The following is a 22,605-nucleotide window of genomic DNA, read 5'->3' as shown; positions in this document are numbered from 1 at the left end:
CCCCGAGACCGCGCCCGACGTCGCGACCCCCAGCGCCGTGGCCGCCCCGGACGACGGCGCCGAGGTGCGCACCGAGCCCCGCCGCAACGCCGGCTACGCGATCCTGAAGACCCTGCGCGGCTACGGCATCGACACGGTCTTCGGGATCCCGGGCACCCACAACCTGGAGTTCTACCGGCACCTGGAGGGCCTGGGGATCACCCCGATCACCACCCGGCACGAGCAGGGCGCGGCCTACGGCGCGGACGGCTGGTCCCTGACCCGGGGGCTGCCCGGCGTCGTGATCACCACCTCCGGGCCGGGCCTGCTGAACTCCCTGTCCGGGGCGGCCACCGCCTACGCCGAGTCCCGGCCGATGATCCTGCTCTCCCCCGGGCGCCCGCGCGGGCACGAGTTCCGGGACATCGGGGCGCTGCACGAGACCAAGAACCCCACCGGCGCGGTCGGGGCGATCGTGGGGGTGTCCCGCCGGGTCAATTCGGCCCTGGAGGCGGTGGAGATGATCCACAACGCCTTCGTGTCCTTCGCTCACTCCCGGCCGCGGCCGGTGCACATCGAGGTGCCGATGGATGTGCTCGCGGAGGAGGGCGGCTTCGAGGAGGCGGACCTGGCCCCGCGCCCGCTGGGGTCTCCACAGCCGGCCCCGGCCCACGACGTCGCGCGGGCGGCGAAGCTGCTGGCGGCCTCCGAGCGTCCGGTGATCGTGGCCGGCGGCGGCTCCCTGGCGGCGGGTCCGGCGCTGCTGGAGCTGGCGGAGCTGCTGGAGGCCCCGGTGGTGACGTCGGTGAACGGGAAGGGCGCGATCCCGGAGAAGCACCGGCTGTCCCTGGGGGCGGATCTGCGGCTGTCCGCGATGCACGAGTTCTGCCGGTCTGCGGACGCCCTGCTGATCGTGGGCTCGAAGATCGGGGAGGCCGAGCTGTGGGAGGGGGATATCCGCCCGGCGGGCCCGGTGATCCGCCAGGACATCGAGCGCTCCCAGATGCTCACCAACATCACCCCGGACCTGGAGCTGCCGGGCAACTCCGCGGCCGTCGTGCCGCAGCTGGTGGAGGCGCTGCGCGCCGAGCTGGCGGGGAGGCCGGCGCGGCCGGAGCGGGATCTGCGGGAGGTGTTCGACGCCCTGGATGAGGAGGGTCGGGCGATCGCCCCGGAGCTGGCACAGCTGAATGAGCTGATCATGGAGGTGCTGCCGGAGGACACGATCATCGCCGGGGACTCCTCCCAGGTGACGTACATGGGCACCACCACGTTCTACCGGGCGCAGAGGCCGAACTCGCTGCTGTTCATGGCCACCTACTCCACGCTGGGCTACGGCCTGCCGGCGGCGGTGGGGGCCAAGGTGGCCGCCCCGGAGCGTCCGGTGGTGTGCCTGCTGGGCGATGGCGCCCTGATGTTCGCGATCCAGGAGCTGATGACGGCGGTGGAGCAGGAGCTGGACCTGCCGATCATCTGCGTGGACAACGGCGGCTACGGGGAGATCCGCGCCAATGAGCGGGCCGCCGGGATCGCCCCGGTGGCGGTGGATCTGCGCCAGCCGGACTGGGTGAAGCTCGCGGAGGGCTTCGGCGCCGTGGGCGTGGAGGCCACCATGGACACCCTGGCCGACGCCGTGCGCACCGCCCTGCGCACGCGCGGCCCGTCCCTGATCCACCTGAGGATCGGCCGGACCCTGAAGTAGCCTCGGTTCGCGGCGGCCCGCCGGGACCTCGGTTCCCGGCGGGCCGCTTCCCTGCCGACCCAAGACGCAGGGACGGAGGCACCCCTGGATACGTACGCCCTAACCCGGATGTTTCATCGGGCAGCGGCGCCGGTGTGACGGGCGCCGCTGCCGTTGAGATCGGCTGATTCTTGCAGGTGGGTACGACAAGGGCCGGGATGTCGCTTCCGGTGGGCGTCGTCTTCCACGGAACGAGGACGGTGCTGGCTCGAAGGGACGGGGGTGGCGCTGGTCAGGGTGGGGCCATGGTCGCGAGTTTGTCCCATGCGGTGGTGAACAGGACTGCCCAGGACGCGGTGTCCTTGATGTGGAGAAGACGTTGACGGGCGGATCGCGCGAGTGTTGCGGCGATGGTGAACAGACGGTGCCGCAGTGTTTTGAGTTCCCACCGGCGGGCGGCGTGTCCGTTCAGGGCGAGCATTCCCATCCAGGCGAGCAGATCGTTCGCGAGTTGCACGATGAGCAGCCAGATCCGGTTCTGGGCGAAGCCCTGCAACGGGAGGTTGTGCAGGCCGGTGTCCTTGGCGATCCGGATGCGGTCCTCACACCTGGCCCGCCGACGGTGGCGTAACTCCAGCTCAGCGAGCTGTCCACGCTGCGTATTGGTGACGAACGCGGTCAACCGGTAACCGTCGATGTCCTCGAACCGCAGCTGAGCTCCGGGGTGGGGACGTTCGCGACGGACGATGACGCGCATGCCCGGCGGGTAGTCCTTCAGCGTGAGCAGGTCGGTGAGCTCAGCCACGTGCGCGCCCTCACGCACGGCCCCGTCGGCGTCGTACGCCGGCTGCCACACGCGCTCGGGCACGAGCCGGTACAGCTGCGGCATCGCGGCCGGCAGGGTCCATCCGATCGAATACGACACCCCGCGCCGGTGGCAAAACCACAACAGGTCACGGGTGCCACCAGCGCCATCGGTGCGGATCAGGACCTTCTTACCCGGCCTCCTCGGGTTGATCCCTGGTGTGGCGGCCAGCGCTTGCTTGATGACTGTCTCGTGGTCCGCGGCCGTGTTCGATCCGGCGTTGCCCGGGCACAGGAGCATCGCCAACGGTTCCCCGGTGCCGTCGCCGCCGTGGTCCACGAAGGCGCACAGCGGGTGGAACCCGTAGCCGCGTTTGAACGTCGGCGCACCCTGTTCCTTGTCCGAGTGCGCCGTCACCAGAGTCGCGTCAAGGTCAATGACCAGCGGATTCGCCGCTGACGCGTCGTGGCTCGGGGCGCGGTCACCGGCCAGACGCCACGCGTGTCCGCGCGCTGTGGCACGGGCTCCAGGGATGGCCTTCTCGGCCTTGTCGACCTCAGCGGCCAAGGCCGCGATAGTCCGGCTGATCGTGGCGTCCGAAGCGACCGGCCCGTACACGCCGGGTTCGGCCCGCAACAACGCCGCGTCTCGGCACGCGTCCCCACCCAACGCCAACGAAACCGCCAGATCCGTCACGACCTTCGCCGGATCGTGCCTGACCAGCGGCTTCCGCCATGGTCGCAGCGCCTCCCTCAACGCCACATCCAAGCCCGAGACCCGCACCGTGCGCGTCAACAGCACCCCGCCCGCATGCGCCACCGCGGGAACGTCCGCAGCATCAACCCGGACATGCGGGTACAGCCCGCTACGCTTACTCACCTGAGAAGTGCCCCTCTGATCCTGCAAGTATCGACTTCAGCAATCGACATCCTTGCAGGTCAAGGGCACTTCTCGCGTTCAGGGGTCACCTACCCCCATGAAATCTCCGGGCTGGCTCGTGGGTCCCTCGCATTCCTGGGAATTGCCAGCGTGGCCGCGGTCGGGCTGGCCCTGGCCGTGCCCGACCTGACTGCTGGCTCGGGCATGGCTGGCATGGCGATGACCCACTACATGGAACTTCTCGCGGTGCGGCAACCGTGGAACCTGCTGTTGTTCATGGCCCTCCCGGTCATCCTGGCCGAGACCTTGGCGATCACGGAACTGGTCATGCTGCTGGGGCGCCGCAATGACCGGCCCGCAGCCCCGTGGGTGGCGAGGCTCAGTCGGGCTGCTGGCCTGCTCGCCGGTCCCGTGTGGGTCTTCATCGGGACGCACCTGATGGTCCACGCGGTGGTGCCCTTGACCATGAATGGGGGATGGCGCGGCCCGGCTGATGTCATCGCGGTCCTCAGCTACCTGGTCGGTGGCCTGCCCATGCTCGTGATCAGTCTCCTCGAGGCGGGGGTCCTGGGCCGCAGTAGTGAGAACCGTCTGCGGATGCACGTGGCGATGGTGGCGGCCTTCCTCGTTGTGGCCCACATGGCGATGATCTTCGGGATGGTCGATCCGGCAGTCCTGGGAGGTGACACGTCGTCGAGCGTCATGACCCATGACATGGGTGGCATGTCCGGCATGAACCACGACATGGGCAGCATGAACCACAACATGTCCCCGTCCTCGCAACCGACGAGGTGACGCCTGCTGGGTTTCGTGGTGAGATGGAGCCATGAGTGATGTGGCGCGCACTTCGGTGCTGGTGGTCGACGACGAACCGGTGCTGGCCGGCACGGTGAAGAACTACCTGGAACGGGCCGGCATGGCCGCAGACACGTGTGCAGACGGGAACGAGGCGGTGTCGCGGATCCGGGAGGAGCAGCCGGATGTCGTCATCCTCGACCTCGGCCTTCCGGGCCTCGACGGAGTGGAGGTCTGTCGCAAGGTGCGCACCTTCAGCGACTGCTACGTCCTGATGCTGACCGCGCGAGCTGACGAGGTGGACATGCTCATCGGGTTGTCCGTGGGCGCGGATGACTACCTCACCAAGCCCTTCAGCCCGCGCGAACTCGTCGCACGCGTCCAGGTGATGCTGCGTCGCCCGAGATCCACGGCTTCGGTATCCGTCGCCCGCAGGATCGGGGAACTGGTGGTGCATCCCGACTCGCGCGAGGCTTTCATGGATGGTGTGGCGGTGGACCTGACACGCACCGAGTTCGACCTGCTGAAGGCGCTGTCCGCGCATCCCGGACGTGTGTTGAGCCGGCGTCAGCTCACGGACATGGTCTGGGGCGAGGACTGGGTCGGCGACGACCATCTGGTCGATGTCCACGTGGCACACCTTCGCAAGAAGCTGGGTGAGGAGGCCGCCGATCCCCGCTACGTGCTGACTGTGCGGGGCGTGGGCTACCGGATGGGCCGAGGCTGATGGGAGGACGGCCATCAGAGCTGTGGCCCGGGTTGTCGTGGGGTCGACGGGTGGTGTGGACCCAGTTCGCCGTCCTGGTCACCATGAGCGTCACGCTGGTCCTGACCGCCCTGGAGATGGGCCCGCCGTTGTTCAAGAAGCACATGGCCGAGGCCGGGCACACCCAGCCCATGGTGCTGGACCATGCCGAGCGTGCCTTCCATGACGCCGGTGCGGCCTCCCTGGGATTGGGGCTTGCCGCCGCGATGATGATCGCGGCGGTGACGTCATGGGTGCTGAACCGCAGCCTCATCCGAGGGCTGGATGCCCTGGCCGAGGGGGCTGAGAGGGTCGCGCACGGCAACTACGACGACCCCGTGCGCATGCCGCCACTGGGGCGCGAACTCGAATCCGTGGCCCATGAGTTCAACCGGATGGCGGCCCAGATCGCGGCCACGGAGGCCACCCGACGACGCATGTTGACCGATCTTGGCCATGAGCTGCGAACGCCCCTGTCCGTGACGCGGGTGACGCTCGAGAGCCTCCAGGACGGAGTCGCCGTGTATGGGCCGGAGGTCCTTGAGGTCCTCCAACGCCAGAACGAGCGCATCACGGCGCTGGCGGCCGACATCTCCGAGGTCTCCAGGGCAGAGGAGGGGCGGATCCCCTTGGAACTACGGCTGACCCGCATCGATGACCTGGTGGAATCGGCGGTCACCTCGTGTGCGAAAGCCTGTGCCGAGGCAGGTATCCAGCTGGTGACCCGTGGCAACTGCCCCGTGGAGGTGGATGTCGACCCTGCACGCATCGGCCAGGTCCTGGACAACCTGCTGCGCAACGCCGTCCAGCACACGCCACGCGGGGGTGAGGTATGTGTGACGAGCTGGTCTGACACGGACTCGGTGTCCATCCAGGTCAGCGACACCGGCGCAGGCATACCCGCCGGTGAGGTGCCCCACGTCTTCGAACGCTTCTTCCACCAAGGATCACGCAGGGTCCGTGACGTCGACGGCGGAACCGGAGTCGGCCTGACCATCGCCAGAGCCGTCGCCCGGGCACATGGGGGCGACGTGCTGGCGGCCAGTCCGGGGGTGGGCTGCGGTGCGTCGTTCACCCTGGTGCTGCCACGAAGTCTTGATCGAATCTCCACACTTCCCTGACCCGGTCACAATGCGGGGCGGGAAGAGTCGTGGGCATGAACACGATCACTCGCCGACAGGCCTTGCTCGCCGGCCTCGGCCTGGCATCCACCAGCGCCCTGGCTGCATGCGGCGCCAAGCAGCCCTCCCCGGCCAGCACCACCCCGGCCACATGGGCCATCCCGACCCAGACACCACTCGCCACCCCGACCGGGGCGACGACCGTCACCCACACCCTGACCCCGCGCCCTGTCACCTTGGACCTGGGCGGTGTCCTGGCCAAGACCTGGGCCTACACCGACGAACTCGACGGGAACGTCCTGCGCGGCAAGGCGGGCGACCTGTTCCGGGTCACGGTCGACAACCAGCTCCCCACAGCCACCTCGGTGCACTGGCACGGCATTGCCCTGCGCAACGCCTCCGACGGTGTGCCTGGTGTCACTCAGGACCCCATCGCCGCCAAGAGTGCCTTCACCTACGAGTTCGTCGCACCCCATGCCGGAACCTACTTCTTCCATCCCCACAGCGGAGTCCAGATCGACCGGGGGCTGTACGCTCCCCTCGTGCTGGACGACCCACGCGATCCGGGCGACCACGACGCGGAATGGGTCCTGGTCCTGGATGACTGGACCGATGGGGTTGGCAAGTCACCGGATGCGATCTTCGCCGACTTCAAGGCCAACAGCGGCCCCCTGTCCCAAGGAATGAACCACGACATGGGAGGCATGGACCACGGCAGTTCCCCCTTGGGCGATGCCGGAGACGTGAGCTACCCGCACTACGTCGTCAACGGCCGGATCCCGGCCGCACCGCGCACCCTCACGGCACGCCCCGGGGACAAGGTCCGGCTACGGCTCATCAATGCCGGAGCCGACACGATCTTCAAGGTCGGCCTGTCCGGGCACCGACTCACCATCACCCACGCCGACGGTTTCGCCGTGCAGCCGGTCGAGGCGACGGCCATCTACCTCGCCATGGGAGAAAGGATCGACGCCACCGTCACCGTCGGCGACGGCGTCTTCGTGCTGCAGGCCGCCCCCGAGGGCAAGACCGGTACTCCCGCCCGCGCCATCGTCAAGACCGGCGCCGGCAGCATTCCGCCGGCCACCACCCGAATCCCCGAACTCGGAGGAAAGGCTGCCCTGGGCACCGCCCTGCGCGCCGCCGACGCAGCCAAGCTGCCCGACAAGGAACCGGAGCAGACCCTCGAGGTCCAGCTCAACGGCCAGATGAAGCCCTACGCCTGGGGCATCAACGGCAAGAAGTTCGGTGAGGACACACCCCTGTCGATCAGCCCGGGACAGCGGGTCCGGATGCGGATGACGAACATGACGATGATGGCCCACCCGATGCACATCCACGGCCACACTTGGTCCCTGCCGGGCAGCAACGGACTGCGCAAGGACACCGTGCTGCTGCTGCCCATGCAGACCATCGAGGCCGACCTGCAGGCCGACAACCCCGGAGCCTGGATGCTGCACTGCCACAACATCTACCACGCCGAGATCGGCATGATGACCAGCCTGCGCTACTGACCCCAGCCCACGCCGATGCGGTTCCCGCGTCACCCCGGGAACCGCACCGCCGCATGCCCGCACATGCCTCCGACGTCTTGGTCAAACCTTCATCATTTGCCCCGGTCCAGCTTCATGGACGCTCGACAGTCTGGATGGTGACGGCAGCCAGCCACACACGACGAAGGAGACCACCATGTACACAAGCCCCACCCAGCTCAACCGCAGTGACAGCGACGCTCCCCGCCCCGCCGCCGACCCGGTACTCGAGCCCGTGCAGCACCGGCACGATCCGAAGATGACAGGCCACGGCAAGAGCCACCACTGGATGCACCTGCTGATGTGTGCCCCGATGCTGCTCATCGTGGCCGGATACCTGTGGACAGGTCGTGCCAGCCTCGCCGCAGGCGGCGTCATGGCCGCCGTCATCCCCGCCCTCGGCTGCGTAGTGATGATGTGGCTCATGATGCGGATGATGAACCACGGGGCCGATCACCACTGAGCCAAGAACCTCGCACCACGCGCCCACCAGCACCACAGAGCACCACCACTCAACGGACGAGGAAGACCATGACCAGCCCTACCCCACCCGACGAGCCCATCACGGCTGAAGGGGACTCCTTCACCTGCCCCATGCACCCCGAGGTCACCAGTGACCACCCTGGCCGCTGCCCTAAGTGCGGCATGTTCCTCCAACCGGACGGACAGCCCCCCGCGCCAGCAGCACACCAGCACACCCACCCCGGGCAGCCTGCTGCCCACCAAGAGCACGGCGGGCAAAGCGCCCCGCCACCACAGGCCGACACCGGCCCACGCGATGGCGAATGGACCTGCCCCATGCACCCCGAGATCCGGCAGGATGGGCCGGGCGAGTGCCCGATCTGTGGCATGGCGCTCGAACCGGTCTCGGTGGGCGTCCACGACGGACCCAACCCAGAGCTGGCAGACATGCGCCGCCGTCTCCGCGTGGCAGCCGTGCTCAGCCTGCCCCTGGTGGTGCTGGCGATGGTCCCGGCCCTGGCCGTCGGGGCGTGGGTGCCCTGGGTCGAACTCGCGCTGTCCACCCCCGTGGTGTGGTGGGCCGGGTGGCCATTCTTCGCACGTGGCGCCCGATCAGTGGCCAGCCGGCACCTCAACATGTTCACCCTCGTCAGCCTCGGTGTGGGTGCCGCGTGGTTCTACAGTGTGGTCGCCGTCCTGGCCCCGGGGATCTTCCCGGCCATCATGCGTGATGACGGTGGCCGGGTCGGAGTCTACTTCGAGGCCGCCGCCGTGATCATCACCCTGGTGCTGCTGGGGCAGGTACTCGAACTGCGGGCACGCGACCAGACCTCGGGTGCCATCCGCGCCCTGCTGGACCTGTCGCCAGCCACCGCGCACCGCATCAACCCCGACGGAGAAGAAGAGGAAGTGCCATCCGCGGACCTGCAGGTCGGCGACCATTGCCGGGTCCGCCCCGGTGAGAAGATCCCAGCAGACGGCATCGTGGTCGACGGCCACGCCTACGTCGACGAATCCATGATCACCGGCGAGCCGGTACCTGTTGACAAGAACCCCGGCGACCGTGTGATCGGCGGCACCATCACCAGCGACGGCAGCCTGGTCATCGAGGCCACCGGCCTGGGCGCCGACTCGACCCTGGCCCGCATCGTCGACCTCGTGTCCCAGGCGCAACGTTCCCAAGCCCCCATCCAAGGGCTCGTCGACAAGATCTCCGCTGTGTTCGTGCCGGTCGTGATCGGCATCGCACTGATCACCTTCGCCGTCTGGGCCACGGTCGGGCCACAGCCCCGGCTACCGTTCGCGATCGTTGCTACAGTGTCCGTGCTCATCATCGCCTGCCCTTGCGCGCTTGGCCTTGCCACACCCATGTCCATCATGGTCGGGGTTGGTCGCGGAGCCCGCGATGGCGTCCTGGTCAAGAACGCCGATGCACTCGAACGACTGCAGAAGATCGACACCTTGGTGGTCGACAAGACCGGGACCCTGACCCAGGGCCATCCCAGCCTCGTCGACCAGAAGGTCGTCGCCGGCCACCACGCCGAGATCGTGCTGGCCATGGCGGCCGCTGTCGAGTCCGGGTCCGAACATCCCTTGGCCCGCGCGATCGTCGACGCGGCGCGAGAACGCGACGTCACCGTACCGACCGCCACTGCATTCACCGCCCACCCGGGTGGCGGCGTCGAAGCATTGGTCGACGGTCACCAGGTCATGGTCGGCAGCCCTGCCTTCCTCACGACCCAGCATGCCGACACGACCCCCCTGACCGACGACATCGACGCCTTCCGTCGCCAAGGAGCCACTGCCGTCATCGTTTCTGTCGATGGTCAGCCTGCAAGCATCCTGGCCATCGCCGACCCACTCAAGCCCACCACCGCCCAGGCCATCGACGACCTACGTCACCGTGGCATGCGGATCGTGATGCTGACCGGGGACAACGCCACCACCGCCCACGCCATCGCCGACGAGCTCCACATCGACGAGGTGATCGCGGACGTGCTTCCGGATCAGAAGCATGGGCACGTCCAGCGGTTCCAGGAGCAAGGTCACACGGTCGCGATGGCCGGTGACGGCGTCAACGACGCCCCTGCCCTGGCCGGGGCGGACGTTGGCGTCGCCATGGGCACCGGGACCGACGTCGCCATCGAGAGCGCAGACGTGACCCTCCTCGGCGGCGACCTCGCAGCCCTGGTCAAGGCCCGCGACCTGTCCGTCGACACTATGCGCAACATCAAGCAGAACCTGCTGTTCGCATTCATCTACAACGTCATCGGCATTCCGATCGCCGCGGGAGTGCTCTACCCCGCCTTCGGCTGGCTGTTGTCCCCGATGATCGCCGCAGCCGCCATGGCCCTCAGTTCGGTGAGCGTCATCACCAACTCCCTGCGCCTGCGCCGACACCACTGACATGAACTGCCCCCCATAAGCTGCCCGGAGTTCACTCTGGGTTGGCTTCTCGCACCCAACCGGGGCCCAGCCAGACCGACAACCCGGGGCCAAATGAAGTTGACATAGCCACCTTGAGCCCGTCACAGACCACGAAGAACACGTCCTTGACCCCGCGGTTCTTCAGTTCGGTCAGGCAGGCGAACCAGAACTTCGCCGACTCCCCGTCCCCGTTGCCTGGCCAGATCCCCAAGATGTCCGGCTCTTCGTAATCGAGGAGGTAGGTGCGGCCGGCGCGTCGCTGCCTGGGTGAGGGTCGAGGCCTCCCGATGATGGAAGTTCCTACACTGCCCATCCGGAAGACCCCGACATGCCCCACGATACCTTCGCCACCCCTGACCTGACCGTGTTCTGCCGACTTGATGAGCTCGGCCTCATAGCCGTGGGCCAGCACATCGAACCGGACCGTGCGGTCCTGGAGTGCCGCGTTGCCGAGCCGGATCCGTGGTGCCGCGGCTGCGGCAGCCAGGCACTGTCCCGAGGCACGGATGCCCGATACCTGGCGCACGAGCCGTTCGGACACCGACCCACCACGCTGCTGGTCCGCGTCCGCCGATACGCGTGCCCCGGGTGCGGGCGGTCCTGGCGTGAAGACCTCACCCAGGCCGCGCCCGCACGAGCGAGGCTGTCTCGCGGCGGGATGCGGTGGGCGCTGGAGGCCATCGTGATCGAGCACCTCACCGTCTCGCGCGCCGCTGCCGGCCTGGGCGTGTCCTGGCACACCGCGAACACCGCGATCCTCACCGCGGGCAAACGCCGCCTGATCGACGCACCAGGCCGGTTCGACGGTGTCCGAGTGCTCGGCGTCGACGAGCATGTCTGGCGGCATACCCGCCGCGGCGACAAGTACGTGACCGTCATCATCGACCTGACACCGGTCCGTGAGAGAACGGGACCTGCCAGGCTGCTGGACATGGTCGAGGGACGCTCGAAGGCGGTGTTCAAGACCTGGCTCGCGGATCGGCCGCGGACCTGGCGAGACGGTGTCGAAATCGTCGCGATGGACGGGTTCACCGGGTTCAAGACCGCCTCCGTCGAAGAGCTGCCTGCGGCGGTGACGGTGATGGATCCCTTCCACGTCGTGAGGCTGGCCGGTGACGCGCTCGATGAGTGCCGCCGCCGCGTCCAGCGCGATGCGTTCGGGCGGCGCGGGAGGAAGAATGATCCGCTCTACACGGCGCGTCGTACCCTGCACACCGGTGCCGGCTTGCTCACCGAGAAGCAACAAGCCCGCCTTGAAGCGCTGTTCGCCGATGAGCGACATGCCGAGGTCGAGGCGACCTGGGGCATCTACCAGCGGATGGTCACCGCATATCGGGAACCCGACCGGGGTCTGGGGAGGTTCGCCATGCAGCAGCTCATCGACTCACTCGCCAGCGGGGTCCCGACCCCGCTCGTCGAGCTGCGCAAGCTCGGCCGGACGCTGAAGCAACGCGCCGCTGACATTCTCGCGTTCTTCGACCGACCTGGCACCAGCAACGGTCCTACGGAGGCCGTCAACGGGCGGCTCGAACACCTTCGCGGCTCCGCTCTGGGCTTCCGCAACCTCACCCACTACATCGCTCGGTCGCTGCTCGAAGCCGGAGGGTTCAGACCCGCGCTACACCCTCATTCGTGAAGAGCCGACAATCCGCGGATCACCCCAGGGAACGACCTTCCTGAACAGTCGATGATCGATCGGTTCGACACCTTTCTTCTTGCACACCCGATTCCTGATGATGATGGCCGCGGCGCAGATGAAGGTGAGCGCATCGAACCAGCCCAGGTCCATCACGCCCCTTCCATCTCTTGGCGCCGCGAGGCCTCGCCAGGAAAGCGCCTAACCTCAGGAGCGAACAACGAACCCGGGGTTCTCTGCAGAAGATCCGGCAACAAGATCATCCTCCGTCGCCCTGGAAGGCGCATCCGAACGCAGCGTACGTCGTCACTCTTCGACACTGGCATGTCGGCCCTGGTCATCAGTGCTGAGAGACATGGTACGGGTCTGGGACTCTTCAGGGTAGGTCGTCCTCTCCAGGAGGAAACCGACACCGGCGTCTGAGACCCGGCGCAGTCAGGACCCGAGGACGGGGCAGCGCGGGAAGCGGCATCGCGCCTCCCTCTCAACGCGGCAGCAGGCCCACACCCCGCGCCCCTAGACTCGAGGGCGAGGAGCCGACGTCGCCGCGCTCACCAGGAGGAAAGGGGCCGCCCATGCTCGGGGTGCTCGAGGGGTTCGCGATCATCGGCGTCGTCGTCGGCATCGGCTACACCGTGGAGCGCTCCGGGGTGCTCGGCAAAGGCGCCGGATGGCAGCTGAACCGCTTCGCCTTCTTCGTGGCCCTGCCCGCCCTGATGTTCACCACCCTGGCCGGCACGGACCTGCACGTCATCTTCTCCGGGCGCCTGCCGGTGGCCGCGATCAGCTTCGCCGCGATGGCAGGCCTCTACGCGCTGGTCGCCGGACTCATCCTGCGCCGCGGGGTGGCCCGGGTGACCGTCGGCGCCGTCGGGGCCGGGTTGCTCAACGCCAACAACATGGGCCTGCCGGTGGCCACCTACATCTTCGGGGACCCGGCCCAGGTCGCCCCGATCCTGCTGTTCCAGCTGATCTTCGCCACGCCGCTGTGCCTGGCCGTGCTCGACGTCGTCTCCCGCGGGCAGGTGAGGCTGAGGACCATCGCCACCCAGCCGCTGCGCAACCCCCTGATCCTCGGCTCGGCGGCCGGGATCATCGTGAACCTGCTGGGGCTTCCGGTCCCCGACGTCGTGCACGAGCCGCTGCGCCTGCTCGGCGGGGCCGGCATCCCGCTGATCCTGGTGGCCTTCGGCATGTCCCTGCGCGGCAGCCGACCGCTCGCCGTGCCGGGCCAGCGGACGGAGACCCTGCTGGCCGTGGGCCTGAAGGTCGCGATGATGCCGGTGGCGGCCTACCTCCTGGGCCGCTTCGCCTTCCACCTGGCCCCGCACGACCTGTTCGCCGCGACCGTCCTGGGTGGGCTGCCGACGGCGCAGAACCTGTTCAACTTCGCCTCCCGGTACGACCAGCAGGTCTCCCTGGCCCGGGACATCGTGCTGCTGTCCACCCTCGCCTCGGTCCCCGCCCTGCTGGTCATCTCAGCCCTCATGGCCTGACGCCGCGGGGCATCGCCTGCCGGCGGCCGGGCCCCTCAGCGTCCCGGCTCCAGGGCCCCGCACCCAGGGGCCGCACCCAGGGCCGCGGAACCGGCCGGACAGCGGAGGCGATCCCGTCGGTGAGGCGGGGGTTGCTTCGCGGCGCGATGAGACTATGATGCAACTTGTATCTAAGTTGTGCTCGTGAGGTTCACCAGACCTCGTCGGGCCGATCCACCCCCGGAAGGCTCCCATGACCGCCCAGACCGCTCCCGCCCGCCCCACCGGCGCCTCCGCGGCGGACCTGGTGTACCAGCACGTCAAGACCCGCATCCTCGAGCACGACCTCGAGGGCGGGGAGCTGATCTCCGAAGGCGAGATCGCCGCGGCGCTGGAGGTCTCCCGCACCCCGGTGCGCGAGGGATTCATCCGCCTGCAGACCGAAGGGTGGATGACCCTCTACCCCAAGCGCGGCGCCCTGATCCGGCAGGTCGGCCCCCACGAGATCCGCGACGTCGTGCAGGCCCGGATCATGGTGGAATCCCACGCGGTGCGCCAGATCGTCACCGCCGAGGAGCAGGAGCAGGTCGCCGCAGAACTCGCCGAGATCCTGGACCGGCAGGACGCCGCCCGCCGCGCCGAGGACCACGACGACTTCGTCGCCACCGACGCCCAGTTCCACCAGCACCTGGTGGCCTCCGCCGGCAATCAGCTGATCACCACCTTCTACCTCAGCCTCGCGGACCGGCAGCGGCGCATGTCCGCCCGCGCCGTCTGGCGCGACGACCGTCGCTCCGCCACCGTGCTGGCGGGACACCGGAACCTGCTCGACGCCGTGCGGGCCGGGGACCCGGGAGCCTTCGAGACCGCGCTGACCGAGCACCTGACCACCGTGCACGAGCGCCTGCTCGGCGCCCCGTAATCCCCGCCCCGAACCCCGAGCCCTGCCGTCTTCCGGGACGGCGCCCCCGCACTTCCCGCGCCGCCCGCGCGGGACCCGGCCGCCGACGTCGTCGGCCATCCCCCACCGCACCGCCGCCCCGAAAGGAAACCCGCGTGTCCGCCGAGACCGCCGCCACCACCCACGACGTCACCGCCGCCGCGACGCCGCCGGCCGATCCCCAGACCGGTGCCGCCGCCCACGACGCGGCCGACGGCGCCCGCCCCGCCGGCACCGCCCGCCCCGAGCTGAACCACCCCGCCACCTCGGCCAACGCCGTCGTGCCCGTGGGTGCGGCCCGCCCGCGCATCCCGCACTGGCTGAAGGTCGCCGCCGCGCTGTTCGCCGTGGCCTGGGGCGGCAACCAGTTCACCCCGCTGCTGATCATGTACAAGGACCTGGATGGGCTGTCCACCGGCGCGGTGGACGTGCTGCTCGGCGCCTATGTGCTGGGCATCATCCCCGCCCTGCTGATCGGCGGCCCGATGTCCGACAGGTACGGTCGGCGCCCCCTGATGGTCCCGGCCCCGGTGCTGGCGATGATCGCCTCCATCCTGCTGGGAGTGGGGACCTCCTCCCCCGCCGTGCTGTTCCTCGGCCGCATCTTCTCCGGCCTGGCCCTGGGCCTGGTGATGGTCGTGGGCGGCTCCTGGATCAAGGAGCTCTCCGGCGCACCCTACGACCCCGAGGCCGACGAGTCCGCCGGCGCCCGCCGCTCCTCCATGGCCCTGACCGCCGGCTTCGGCCTCGGGGCGGCGGTGGCCGCGGCACTGGCGCAGTTCGGCCCCCTGCAGGCCCAGACCCCGTACCTGGTGCACCTGCTCGTCACCGCGATCGGCTTCCTGATGGTGCTGCGCGCCCCGGAGACCCACGCCCGCCAGGCCACCCCGGCGCCGCTGGCCGAGGACCTGAAGATCCCGGCCGCCACGCACCGGCGGTTCCTGTGGGTCGTGGTGCCGATGGCGCCGTGGGTCTTCGGCTGCGCCGGCTGCGCCTACGCGGTGCTGCCCGGGCTGATGGGCTCGCGCACCCACGGGCTCGACGTCGGCTTCTCCGGGCTGCTGTGCCTGATCGCCCTGGGATTCGGCATCGGCATCCAGTCCGTCGGCAAGAAGCTGGATGACCCGGGCTCCGCCCGCGGCGTGGTGGTGGGCCTGGCCGCGACCGTACCCAGCATGGGCCTGGCCGCCTGGGCCGCCGCGACCCACGACCCCGCCGTCGCCATCCTGGCCGCGGCCGCCCTGGGGCTGGCCTACGGGATGCTGCTGGTCTCCGGGCTGCAGGAGGTGCAGCGCATCGCCGGACCGGAGGACCTGGCCGGGCTGACCGCCGTGTACTACTCCCTGACCTACCTGGGCTTCTTCATCCCGGCGACCCTGGCCATGCTCAACACGTGGCTGACCTACCCGCTGATGTTCGCCGGCGGGTCCGTGGTGGCGCTGCTGTGCCTGGGGATCGCGGTGGCCTTCTACCGCCGTCACCTGCCCGCCGCCCAGGCCCCGCGCACGATGTCGGTCCCGGCCGCCGGTGCCCCGGAGGCCACGGCGCGCTGAGCCGCCGGGGGGTCTGGTCGCGTCGGCGTCCCCGTTGACGTCGACGTCGGCGAGGCGGCGCTCTCGTTCCCACCCCTCCGCGAGACGGCGCATCCGTACCCACCCCTCCGCGAGACGGCGCATTCGTTCCCGGAAATCGCGTTTTCGGGAACGAATGCGCCGTCTCGCGTGAGAAGGGTGCTCGTGCAGGGAACGAGAGCGCCGGGTCGTTGCAGAGGGGCGCCCGCGTAGGGAACGAGAGCGCCGTCTCGCGGAAGTGGGACCCGGCGTCGGCGGCTACATGCGGTTGCGGAACTCGCCGTCGCCGCGCAGGGCCTTCAGGTTGTGCCCGATCAGCTCCTCCGCGCCCACCGGGCGCCCGCCGGCCGCGTGCGGGGTGATGATCAGGTGCGGGGCGCCCCACAGGGGGTCCTCGGCCGGCAGCGGCTCGGTCTTGGCGACGTCGATCGCGGCCCCCGCGATCCGCCCCTCCTCCAGGGCCTCGATCAGCGCGGCCTCGTCCACGGTGGACCCGCGGCCGACGTTGACCACGTAGGCGGTATCCGGGAGGGTCTTCAGCACCGCTGCGTCGAGGGAATCCGCGGTGGCCTCACCGGAGGGCAGGATCATGACCAGCAGGTCCGTGCGGGCCAGCAGCTCGTTCTTCTCCTCGGTGGCCACCACCGGATACCCCGCGCGCTCCCCCGTGGAGCGGGCGATGCCGGAGACCTTCGCGCCCAGGGCCGTGAACAGCGGTGCGAGGGTCTGCCCGATGGAGCCGAAGCCCCAGATGGTCACGTGCGCGTCGAGCAGGGTGGTGATCGGCGCGCCCTCCGGGTGCAGCGGCTGCGCCCCGCCAAGCTCCGAGGCCCACTCGCGGCGCTCCTGGCGCCTGGCGAGCTCGGGCAGGAAGCGGACCAGGGACAGGGACAGCGCCAGGGCGTGCTCGGAGACGGTCCGGTCGTGCAGGCCGATGCCGGCGCAGACCACCACATCCTCGCCGAAGCCGGCCTTCTTGATCTGGTCCGGCCCGGCCAGCAGCGCCTGGATGAGCTTCAGGTCGGTCAGGCGCTGTGCGGCGTCGGCGAGCTGGTCGTCGGTGTTGCCCCAGACCACCAGGACCTCGGCGTCGGCGTCCTCCTCGCGCACCGGCTGCGTGGGGTCGTACCCGGCGACGACGTCGCCCGGCTCCAGGGGCAGCGTCTGCGCATCCAGCTCGATGGACATGGGCAGCAGGATCTTCATGGGTGCTCCTTCTGATTCGGGTGGGCCGCCGAGAGGTCAGCCGCGTGGCGGGAAGGTCCGGTGCAGGCGGGCCAGGGACAGGGCGATGGAGCGGCGGTTGCGGGCGAATCCGCCGTCGAGTCGATACAGCGGGGCCAGGGGGAGGCCGAGCACGCGGGCCGCCGCGGCGTCGAAGGTGCAGCGCACGGTGATCGCCTCCGCGCTGTCCCCCTCCGGGTCCCCCGCGGGGAGGATCTCCCAGGCCCAGGTGTGCCCGCCGGGCATGACCCACGCGAAGGTCCGCTCGGGCTCCCGGCGGATGACGGTGGCGCGCATCCGGTAGGGGATGCCGTATAGGCGCATGCGCTGCACGGTGCTCTGCCCGACCTCCGGAGCCTCCGGGCCGTCGATCAGCCCGCGGACGTTCCCGCCGCCGTCGAGCTCGGCGTGGCGCCGCGGCCGGGACACCAGATCCCAGACCTGCGAAGCCTCCACCCCCGGCAGCACGGTCTGGGCGCTGACGACGTCGCGGTGGGTCGGCAGGAAGCGGACCAGCGGCGCGGGTGTGGCGGTGCTCATGCGCCCCATTGTCCCACGGGCCGGGCGTGCCACGATGGAAGGAGACCATCACCGACCCGAGGAGGACCCCATGATCTCGATCGTCGTCCGCTTCCCCGTGAAGCCCGAGCACGCCGACACCTGGATGGAGCACGTCCGGGAGTTCACCGAAGCCACCCGCGCGGAACCCGGCAACAAGTGGTTCCTGTGGAACCGCAGCGTCGAGGACCCCAACGAGTACGTCCTGCTGGAGGCCTTCGAAGACGACGCCGCCGAGGCCCACGTGAACTCCGAGCACTTCCAGAAGGCCATGAAGGACCTGTACCCGCTGATCACCCAGACGCCCAAGATCATCTCCCGGCAGGTCGACGGCGACGGCTGGGACGAGATGGGCGAGCTGAAGAAGTAGCGAAGCTGTGAGCGATGAGGCGGGGACGGCGCCCGGCTTGGCCGGGGCAGGTGGGCCGGTCGGGGCGGCGTCGGCCCCGGTGCAGCTGGCCGTCTCCACGGTGATCCTGGCTCTGCGGCCCGACGAGGCTGCGGCCGGGGTTGCTGAGGCTGGTGCTGCCGGGACCGGGGGCGAGGCGGCCGATGCCGCGGCGTCGGCGTCCGATACCGGCGCGGCCGGGGCTGGGTCCGCGGCGGCCGACGGTCGGCTGCGGCTGTGGCTGCCGCTGGTGCGGCGCATCCGCGCGCCCTACCGCGGGCTGTTCGCCCTGCCCGGCGGCCCCCTGCCCCCGGAGCTGTCCCTCGAGGAGGCCGCGGCCTCCATGCTGCGGGACGCGACCGGGCTGGTTCCCGGCTACCTGGAGCAGCTCTACGCCTTCGGTCGGGTGCACCGGGGACAGGCCCGCGCCCCGGGGGACGATGCCGAGGCGGCGTCGGGCTCCCCGGCGGCGGTGGCGTCGGCCTCTGAGGAGGAGGACGCCGCGGCCGAGCGCGTGGTCTCGGTGGTGTACTGGGCGTCGGTGCCCTCCGCGCAGGCGGCCCAGGTGCTCGAGGAGGAGAACGTGCGGTGGTTCCCGGTGGACCGGCTGCCGCGCCTGGCCTTCGACCACCGGGAGATCGTGGACTACGCGCTCACGCGGCTGCGCGCCAAGGTGGAGTACTCGCGGGTCGCGCACTCCTTCCTCGACGAGGAGTTCACGCTGGCGCAGCTGCGCGAGGTCTACGAGGCGATCCTGGGACGGGCCCTGGACCCGGCGAACTTCCGACGCCGGGTGGCCGCCTCCCGTGCCGTCATCGACACCGGCCGACGCCTGACCGGCACCCCTCATCGCCCCCCGCGGCTGTACCGCTACGACGACTCCCTGGCCTTCGCCGACTCCGCCCCGCCCCCGCAGTAACCCGGCCGACGCCGCGGGTACCGGGCACTGCCGTCAGCCGCCATTGACCCCGGCGCTCACCCGCCGTACCGGATCGTGCGTCCGGTGCCGGATCATCCGGCCCGCGCTGCACGATCCGGTCCGCGGCACCGCCCCCGGGTCGCCCCTTAAAGAACCGGAGCCCCGTCCCACCGAGCGCGCGGCTCGGCGGGGCGGGGCTCCGACGTCGTCACGGGGACGGACGCGGGGACCTTACGGAACGATCAGGCCCTGGGTCTGGGTGCGGGCGCGGTCGAAGCGCTGCTGCACGTCAGCCCAGTTCACGATGTTCCAGAAGGCCTTGACGTAGTCCGGCTTGACGTTCTGGTAGTCCAGGTAGAAGGCGTGCTCCCACATGTCCAGCTGCAGGATCGGGGTCTGCGCCAGCGGGATGTTGCCGGCCTGCTGGTCGTACATCTGGAACAGGTTCAGGCGCTGCCCGATGGAGTCCCAGGCGAGCACGGCCCAGCCGGAGCCCTGGATGCCGGTGGCGGTGGCGGTGAACTGGCTCTTGAACGCGTCGAAGGAGCCGAAGAAGTCGTCGATCGCCGCGGCGAGCTCACCGGTGGGCTTGTCGCCGCCGTCCGGGGAGAGGTTGTTCCAGAAGATGGAGTGGTTGACGTGGCCGCCGAGGTTGAAGGCGAGGTCCTTCTCCAGCTGGTTCACGAACGCGAGGTCGCCGTTGGCGCGGGCCTCCTCGAGCTTCTGCAGCCCGGCGTTGGCGTCCTTGACGTAGGTGGCGTGGTGCTTGTCGTGGTGCAGCTCCATGATCCGCGCGGAGATGTGCGGCTCGAGGGCGGCGTAGTCGTACGGGAGATCGGGAAGCGTGTACTGGTCAGCCATGTCGATCCTTTCGGTGATCCAGCTTATAGAACCGCCTCCCAGGCTAGCGCCGCCGCCCGCGCTCCACCAGGGCCCCCGGGGGCTTCCGCCACCAGCGGAAGGTGTCCCGGGATGACGACGGCGCCCTCAGCGCGTCCCGCTCGGCGCCCCGATGCGGAACCCGCCCATCCGATACGAGGAGTGCAGGCACAGCACCGCGAGCGCGGTGGGCAGCAGCAGGATGAGCTGCTCCGGCAGCGGGCGGGCGAAGTACCAGCCGTTCCCGGTGAGCACGCCGAGGAGCAGGAGCAGGCCGATCATGAAGCTCGCCGTGGGATGCCCGGTCATCTTCCACCACGGCCGCGGCAGGTTCGACTCATCCGACGCGCGGAAGATGCGGGTCAGCAGATAGGCACCCGCGCACCACAGGACCCACAGCGTGATCTGGTCCGCCCAGACCGATCCGGTCCAGGCCGTGAGCGTCCTCGCCGCCGCGTCCGCCAGCACCCCGACCATCACCACCAGCACCGTTTTGAGGATCGGCGAGCGCACACACCACCGGAACGGATCCTCCACGGGGAAGTCATGCCCGGCGTCCGGAGTGCTCGCTTCTGCTCCCATGCGCACCAGGCTAACCATGACGACGGCGCCCCGGGTCTCGCCCACCCGGCACCGACCCGGCGCATCCGTTCCCGCACCCCACGCTCCCGACGCCGACCCGGCGCATCCGTTCCCGAAAAACCGATTTTCGGGAACAGATGCGCCGGGTCGCGGAAGGGGTGGGAACAGATGCGCCGGGTCGCGGAAGGGGTGGGAACGAAAGCGCCGCCTCGCCTCGGAGAAGGCGCCCGGGTGGGAACGAAAGCCCCGCCTCGCGTCGGCGAGGACGCCGGAGTCGGACCGACGCCCGGCTCACCCGCCGATCATGATGCCGGCGCCCGGGCCCAGGGGCAGGTCGAAGAAGTAGAAGACGCACAGGACGATGAACCACCCGATCCAGAACAGGATCGCGAAGGGCACCAGCCGGGCCATCACGGTGCCCAGGCCGGCCTTCGGCTCGTACTTGCGCAGCATGGTCAGGATGATCACCAGGTAGGGCGACAGCGGGGTGACCACCTGGGTCGCGGAGTCGCCGATGCGGAACGCGGCCTGCACGAAGGCCGGTTCGTACCCGAGCAGTCCGAACATCGGCACGAACACCGCCGCCATCAGCGTCCACATCCCGGAGCCGGAGGTGATGAACAGGTTCAGCAGCGAGCACAGCAGGATGAACAGCACCACGATCGGAAAGCCGGTGATCCCCGCGTCCTGCAGCCCGGTGGCGAGCTTGACGGCGGTCCAGGAGCCGATCCCGGACCAGTTGAACAGGGCCACGAACTGCCCGAGGACGAAGGCGATGACGAGGAACGGGATGAGGTCCTTCAGCGCCAGGCCCATGATGGTCGGCACGTCCTTCATGCCGCGCACCACCCCGGCCACGCGCCCGTAGACGTACCCGCCCACCGCGAACAGCGCGAAGATGATGAACACCAGCGAGTCCATGAGCGGTGACTTGGGGAGGAATCCGCCGTCGTCGTTGCGCCACGGGGAGGCCGGCAGCAGCGCGAACACGATCATCGCGATCCCGACGACGGCCAGGGCGACGGCGCCCCACACCAGCCCCTTCTTCTCCTGCGCGGTGACGGGCCCGGTCTGGTCGAACTGGTCCGCGGGGACGAAGGCGTCCTCCCCGCCGACGGCGCGCATCTGCCGGGTGGTGGGCTGGGCGGGATCCACCGGGTCGCCGCTCTCCTCCTGGGGGACCTGCTGCCGGTTCAGGCGCGGCTCGAGCACCTTGTCGATCAGCCACCCGCAGATGACGGTGAGCACCAGGGACGAGGCGATGTTGAACCAGTAGTTGGACAGCGGGGTGACGGTGGTGGCGGTCTGGGCGACCTGGGGGACGTTGGGCATCACGGCGTTGGTGATCCCGGCGAACAGCGCATCCAGGGTGGTGGGCAGCACCGCCGTCGAGAACCCGGCGTTGACGGCCGCGAAGCCGCCCAGGAGCCCGGCGACCGGGTGGCGACCGACGGCCTTGAAGGCGAGGGCGGCCAGCGGCGGGACGACGAGGAAGGAGGAGTCCGCCATGATCGAGGCGGACACGCCCACGAACGCGACGACGTAGGGCAGCAGCCAGCGCGGGGCGTTGCCGATGCCCAGGCGGATGGCGGTGGAGAGGAAGCCGGTCTTGTCCGCGATGCCGATGCCGAGCAGGATCGTGGCGACGGTGACCAGCGGCGGGAATCCGATGTAGTTGTCCCCGATGGTGGAGGTGAACCAGGCGATGCCCTCCCCGGTGAACAGGCCCTTGATGGCGAGCTTCTCGTCGGAGCCGGGCATGGTGACCTCGGCCCCGCTCAGGGCCATGACGGTGGAGATGGCGCCGGTGATCAGGAACAGGATGATGAACAGGGTGAAGGGCTCGGGCAGCTTGTTACCGAGCTTCTCCACGGCGGTGAGCAGACGGTCTCCGGCCCCGCGGGTGGGGGCGGTCTGCGCGGTGTCGGTGTCGGTGTCGGCCATGGCGATCTCCGGGTCTCGGCGGGTGCGTGCGATGTGGCTCACGACCCTACCGCCTGCGGATCA

The 22,605-nt window shown here is 69.6% G+C and carries 20 protein-coding genes and 1 pseudogene; 13 read left to right on the top strand and 8 right to left on the bottom strand.

Annotation, left to right across the window (positions count from 1 at the left end; genetic code table 11):
• Positions 1-64 precede the first annotated feature (64 nt).
• Positions 65-1,681 (top strand): thiamine pyrophosphate-binding protein, encoded by a 1,617-nt coding sequence (locus I6G21_RS04960; RefSeq protein ID WP_404435018.1) that lies wholly within the window; start codon positions 65-67, stop codon positions 1,679-1,681.
• Positions 1,682-1,952: 271 nt separating this feature from the next.
• On the opposite strand, the gene I6G21_RS04955 is transcribed toward I6G21_RS04960, so the two are convergent.
• The gene (locus I6G21_RS04955; protein ID WP_129358161.1) at positions 1,953-3,344 is read right to left on the bottom strand and encodes an IS1380 family transposase; all 1,392 of its coding nucleotides are present in this window, start codon (positions 3,342-3,344) and stop codon (positions 1,953-1,955) included.
• Positions 3,345-3,494: 150 nt separating this feature from the next.
• Between I6G21_RS04955 and I6G21_RS04950 the strand changes: the two genes are divergently transcribed.
• The 6 genes from I6G21_RS04950 to I6G21_RS04925 all read left to right on the top strand — a co-directional run bounded on the left by I6G21_RS04950 (position 3,495) and on the right by I6G21_RS04925 (position 10,405).
• Entirely contained in the window at positions 3,495-4,139 is a 645-nt protein-coding gene (locus I6G21_RS04950) for a DUF6803 family protein (RefSeq protein WP_197939465.1), read from the top strand.
• A 31-nt stretch (positions 4,140-4,170) separates the two neighbouring features.
• Complete coding sequence (locus I6G21_RS04945; RefSeq protein ID WP_058730458.1) at positions 4,171-4,866, top strand: response regulator transcription factor; 696 nt, start codon at positions 4,171-4,173, stop codon at positions 4,864-4,866.
• Between the two features lie 83 nt (positions 4,867-4,949).
• Positions 4,950-6,005, top strand: a complete 1,056-nt coding sequence (locus I6G21_RS04940) for a sensor histidine kinase (RefSeq protein ID WP_036982503.1) — start codon at positions 4,950-4,952, stop codon at positions 6,003-6,005.
• 35 nt (positions 6,006-6,040) lie between these two features.
• Complete coding sequence (locus tag I6G21_RS04935; protein WP_058730459.1) at positions 6,041-7,519, top strand: multicopper oxidase family protein; 1,479 nt, start codon at positions 6,041-6,043, stop codon at positions 7,517-7,519.
• A 175-nt stretch (positions 7,520-7,694) separates the two neighbouring features.
• Positions 7,695-8,000 carry a hypothetical protein gene (locus I6G21_RS04930; protein WP_040159608.1) on the top strand — a complete coding sequence of 102 codons (306 nt, stop codon included), beginning with the start codon at positions 7,695-7,697 and terminating at the stop codon, positions 7,998-8,000.
• A gap of 68 nt (positions 8,001-8,068) precedes the next feature.
• Positions 8,069-10,405 carry a copper-transporting P-type ATPase gene (locus tag I6G21_RS04925; protein WP_129358070.1) on the top strand — a complete coding sequence of 779 codons (2,337 nt, stop codon included), beginning with the start codon at positions 8,069-8,071 and terminating at the stop codon, positions 10,403-10,405.
• Between the two features lie 112 nt (positions 10,406-10,517).
• Here I6G21_RS04925 and I6G21_RS04920 read toward each other — a convergent pair.
• A pseudogene (locus I6G21_RS04920) lies at positions 10,518-10,643 on the bottom strand (transposase); the annotation flags it as partial.
• Between the two features lie 111 nt (positions 10,644-10,754).
• Here I6G21_RS04920 and I6G21_RS04915 point away from each other — a divergent pair.
• Positions 10,755-12,062, top strand: coding sequence for an ISL3 family transposase (locus I6G21_RS04915; protein ID WP_058730461.1), 1,308 nt, complete (start codon positions 10,755-10,757; stop codon positions 12,060-12,062).
• Here the strand turns inward: I6G21_RS04915 and I6G21_RS04910 are convergent.
• Positions 12,045-12,218 carry a hypothetical protein gene (locus tag I6G21_RS04910; protein ID WP_165590123.1) on the bottom strand — a complete coding sequence of 58 codons (174 nt, stop codon included), beginning with the start codon at positions 12,216-12,218 and terminating at the stop codon, positions 12,045-12,047. The genes I6G21_RS04915 and I6G21_RS04910 overlap by 18 nt on opposite strands.
• Before the next feature lie 419 nt (positions 12,219-12,637).
• Between I6G21_RS04910 and I6G21_RS04905 the strand changes: the two genes are divergently transcribed.
• The 3 genes from I6G21_RS04905 to I6G21_RS04895 all read left to right on the top strand — a co-directional run bounded on the left by I6G21_RS04905 (position 12,638) and on the right by I6G21_RS04895 (position 16,030).
• Positions 12,638-13,558: an AEC family transporter gene (locus I6G21_RS04905; RefSeq protein WP_100464998.1), complete on the top strand. Its 921-nt coding sequence runs from the start codon at positions 12,638-12,640 to the stop codon at positions 13,556-13,558.
• Between the two features lie 232 nt (positions 13,559-13,790).
• Entirely contained in the window at positions 13,791-14,459 is a 669-nt protein-coding gene (locus tag I6G21_RS04900) for a GntR family transcriptional regulator (RefSeq protein WP_129358071.1), read from the top strand.
• Positions 14,460-14,593: 134 nt separating this feature from the next.
• Entirely contained in the window at positions 14,594-16,030 is a 1,437-nt protein-coding gene (locus tag I6G21_RS04895) for an MFS transporter (RefSeq protein WP_318247409.1), read from the top strand.
• Between the two features lie 276 nt (positions 16,031-16,306).
• Here the strand turns inward: I6G21_RS04895 and I6G21_RS04890 are convergent, their stop codons facing one another.
• Both I6G21_RS04890 and I6G21_RS04885 read right to left on the bottom strand, forming a co-directional pair.
• Positions 16,307-17,254, bottom strand: a complete 948-nt coding sequence (locus tag I6G21_RS04890; RefSeq protein ID WP_058731491.1) for a phosphoglycerate dehydrogenase — start codon at positions 17,252-17,254, stop codon at positions 16,307-16,309.
• Between the two features lie 36 nt (positions 17,255-17,290).
• Entirely contained in the window at positions 17,291-17,812 is a 522-nt protein-coding gene (locus tag I6G21_RS04885; protein ID WP_100464994.1) for an SRPBCC family protein, read from the bottom strand.
• Between the two features lie 70 nt (positions 17,813-17,882).
• On the opposite strand from I6G21_RS04885, the gene I6G21_RS04880 reads away from it, so the two are divergent.
• Both I6G21_RS04880 and I6G21_RS04875 read left to right on the top strand, forming a co-directional pair.
• A complete protein-coding gene (locus I6G21_RS04880) occupies positions 17,883-18,200 on the top strand; it encodes a putative quinol monooxygenase (RefSeq protein WP_058731489.1) in 318 nt (105 codons plus the stop codon).
• A gap of 7 nt (positions 18,201-18,207) precedes the next feature.
• Positions 18,208-19,137, top strand: a complete 930-nt coding sequence (locus I6G21_RS04875; RefSeq protein WP_224800024.1) for an NUDIX hydrolase — start codon at positions 18,208-18,210, stop codon at positions 19,135-19,137.
• Between the two features lie 231 nt (positions 19,138-19,368).
• Here the strand turns inward: I6G21_RS04875 and I6G21_RS04870 are convergent, their stop codons facing one another.
• From I6G21_RS04870 to I6G21_RS04860, 3 genes are all read right to left on the bottom strand, one after another.
• Positions 19,369-19,998 (bottom strand): superoxide dismutase, encoded by a 630-nt coding sequence (locus tag I6G21_RS04870; protein ID WP_129358072.1) that lies wholly within the window; start codon positions 19,996-19,998, stop codon positions 19,369-19,371.
• A 126-nt stretch (positions 19,999-20,124) separates the two neighbouring features.
• Positions 20,125-20,598, bottom strand: a complete 474-nt coding sequence (locus tag I6G21_RS04865; protein WP_129358073.1) for a hypothetical protein — start codon at positions 20,596-20,598, stop codon at positions 20,125-20,127.
• Between the two features lie 291 nt (positions 20,599-20,889).
• A complete protein-coding gene (locus I6G21_RS04860; protein WP_331250959.1) occupies positions 20,890-22,584 on the bottom strand; it encodes an AbgT family transporter in 1,695 nt (564 codons plus the stop codon).
• Positions 22,585-22,605 lie beyond the last annotated feature (21 nt).

Source organism: Rothia kristinae (assembly GCF_016028855.1).
Lineage (GTDB): Bacteria > Actinomycetota > Actinomycetes > Actinomycetales > Micrococcaceae > Rothia > Rothia kristinae.
The sequence above is the reverse complement of the archived record's forward strand: the minus strand, read 5'-3'. Positions and strand labels throughout refer to the sequence as shown.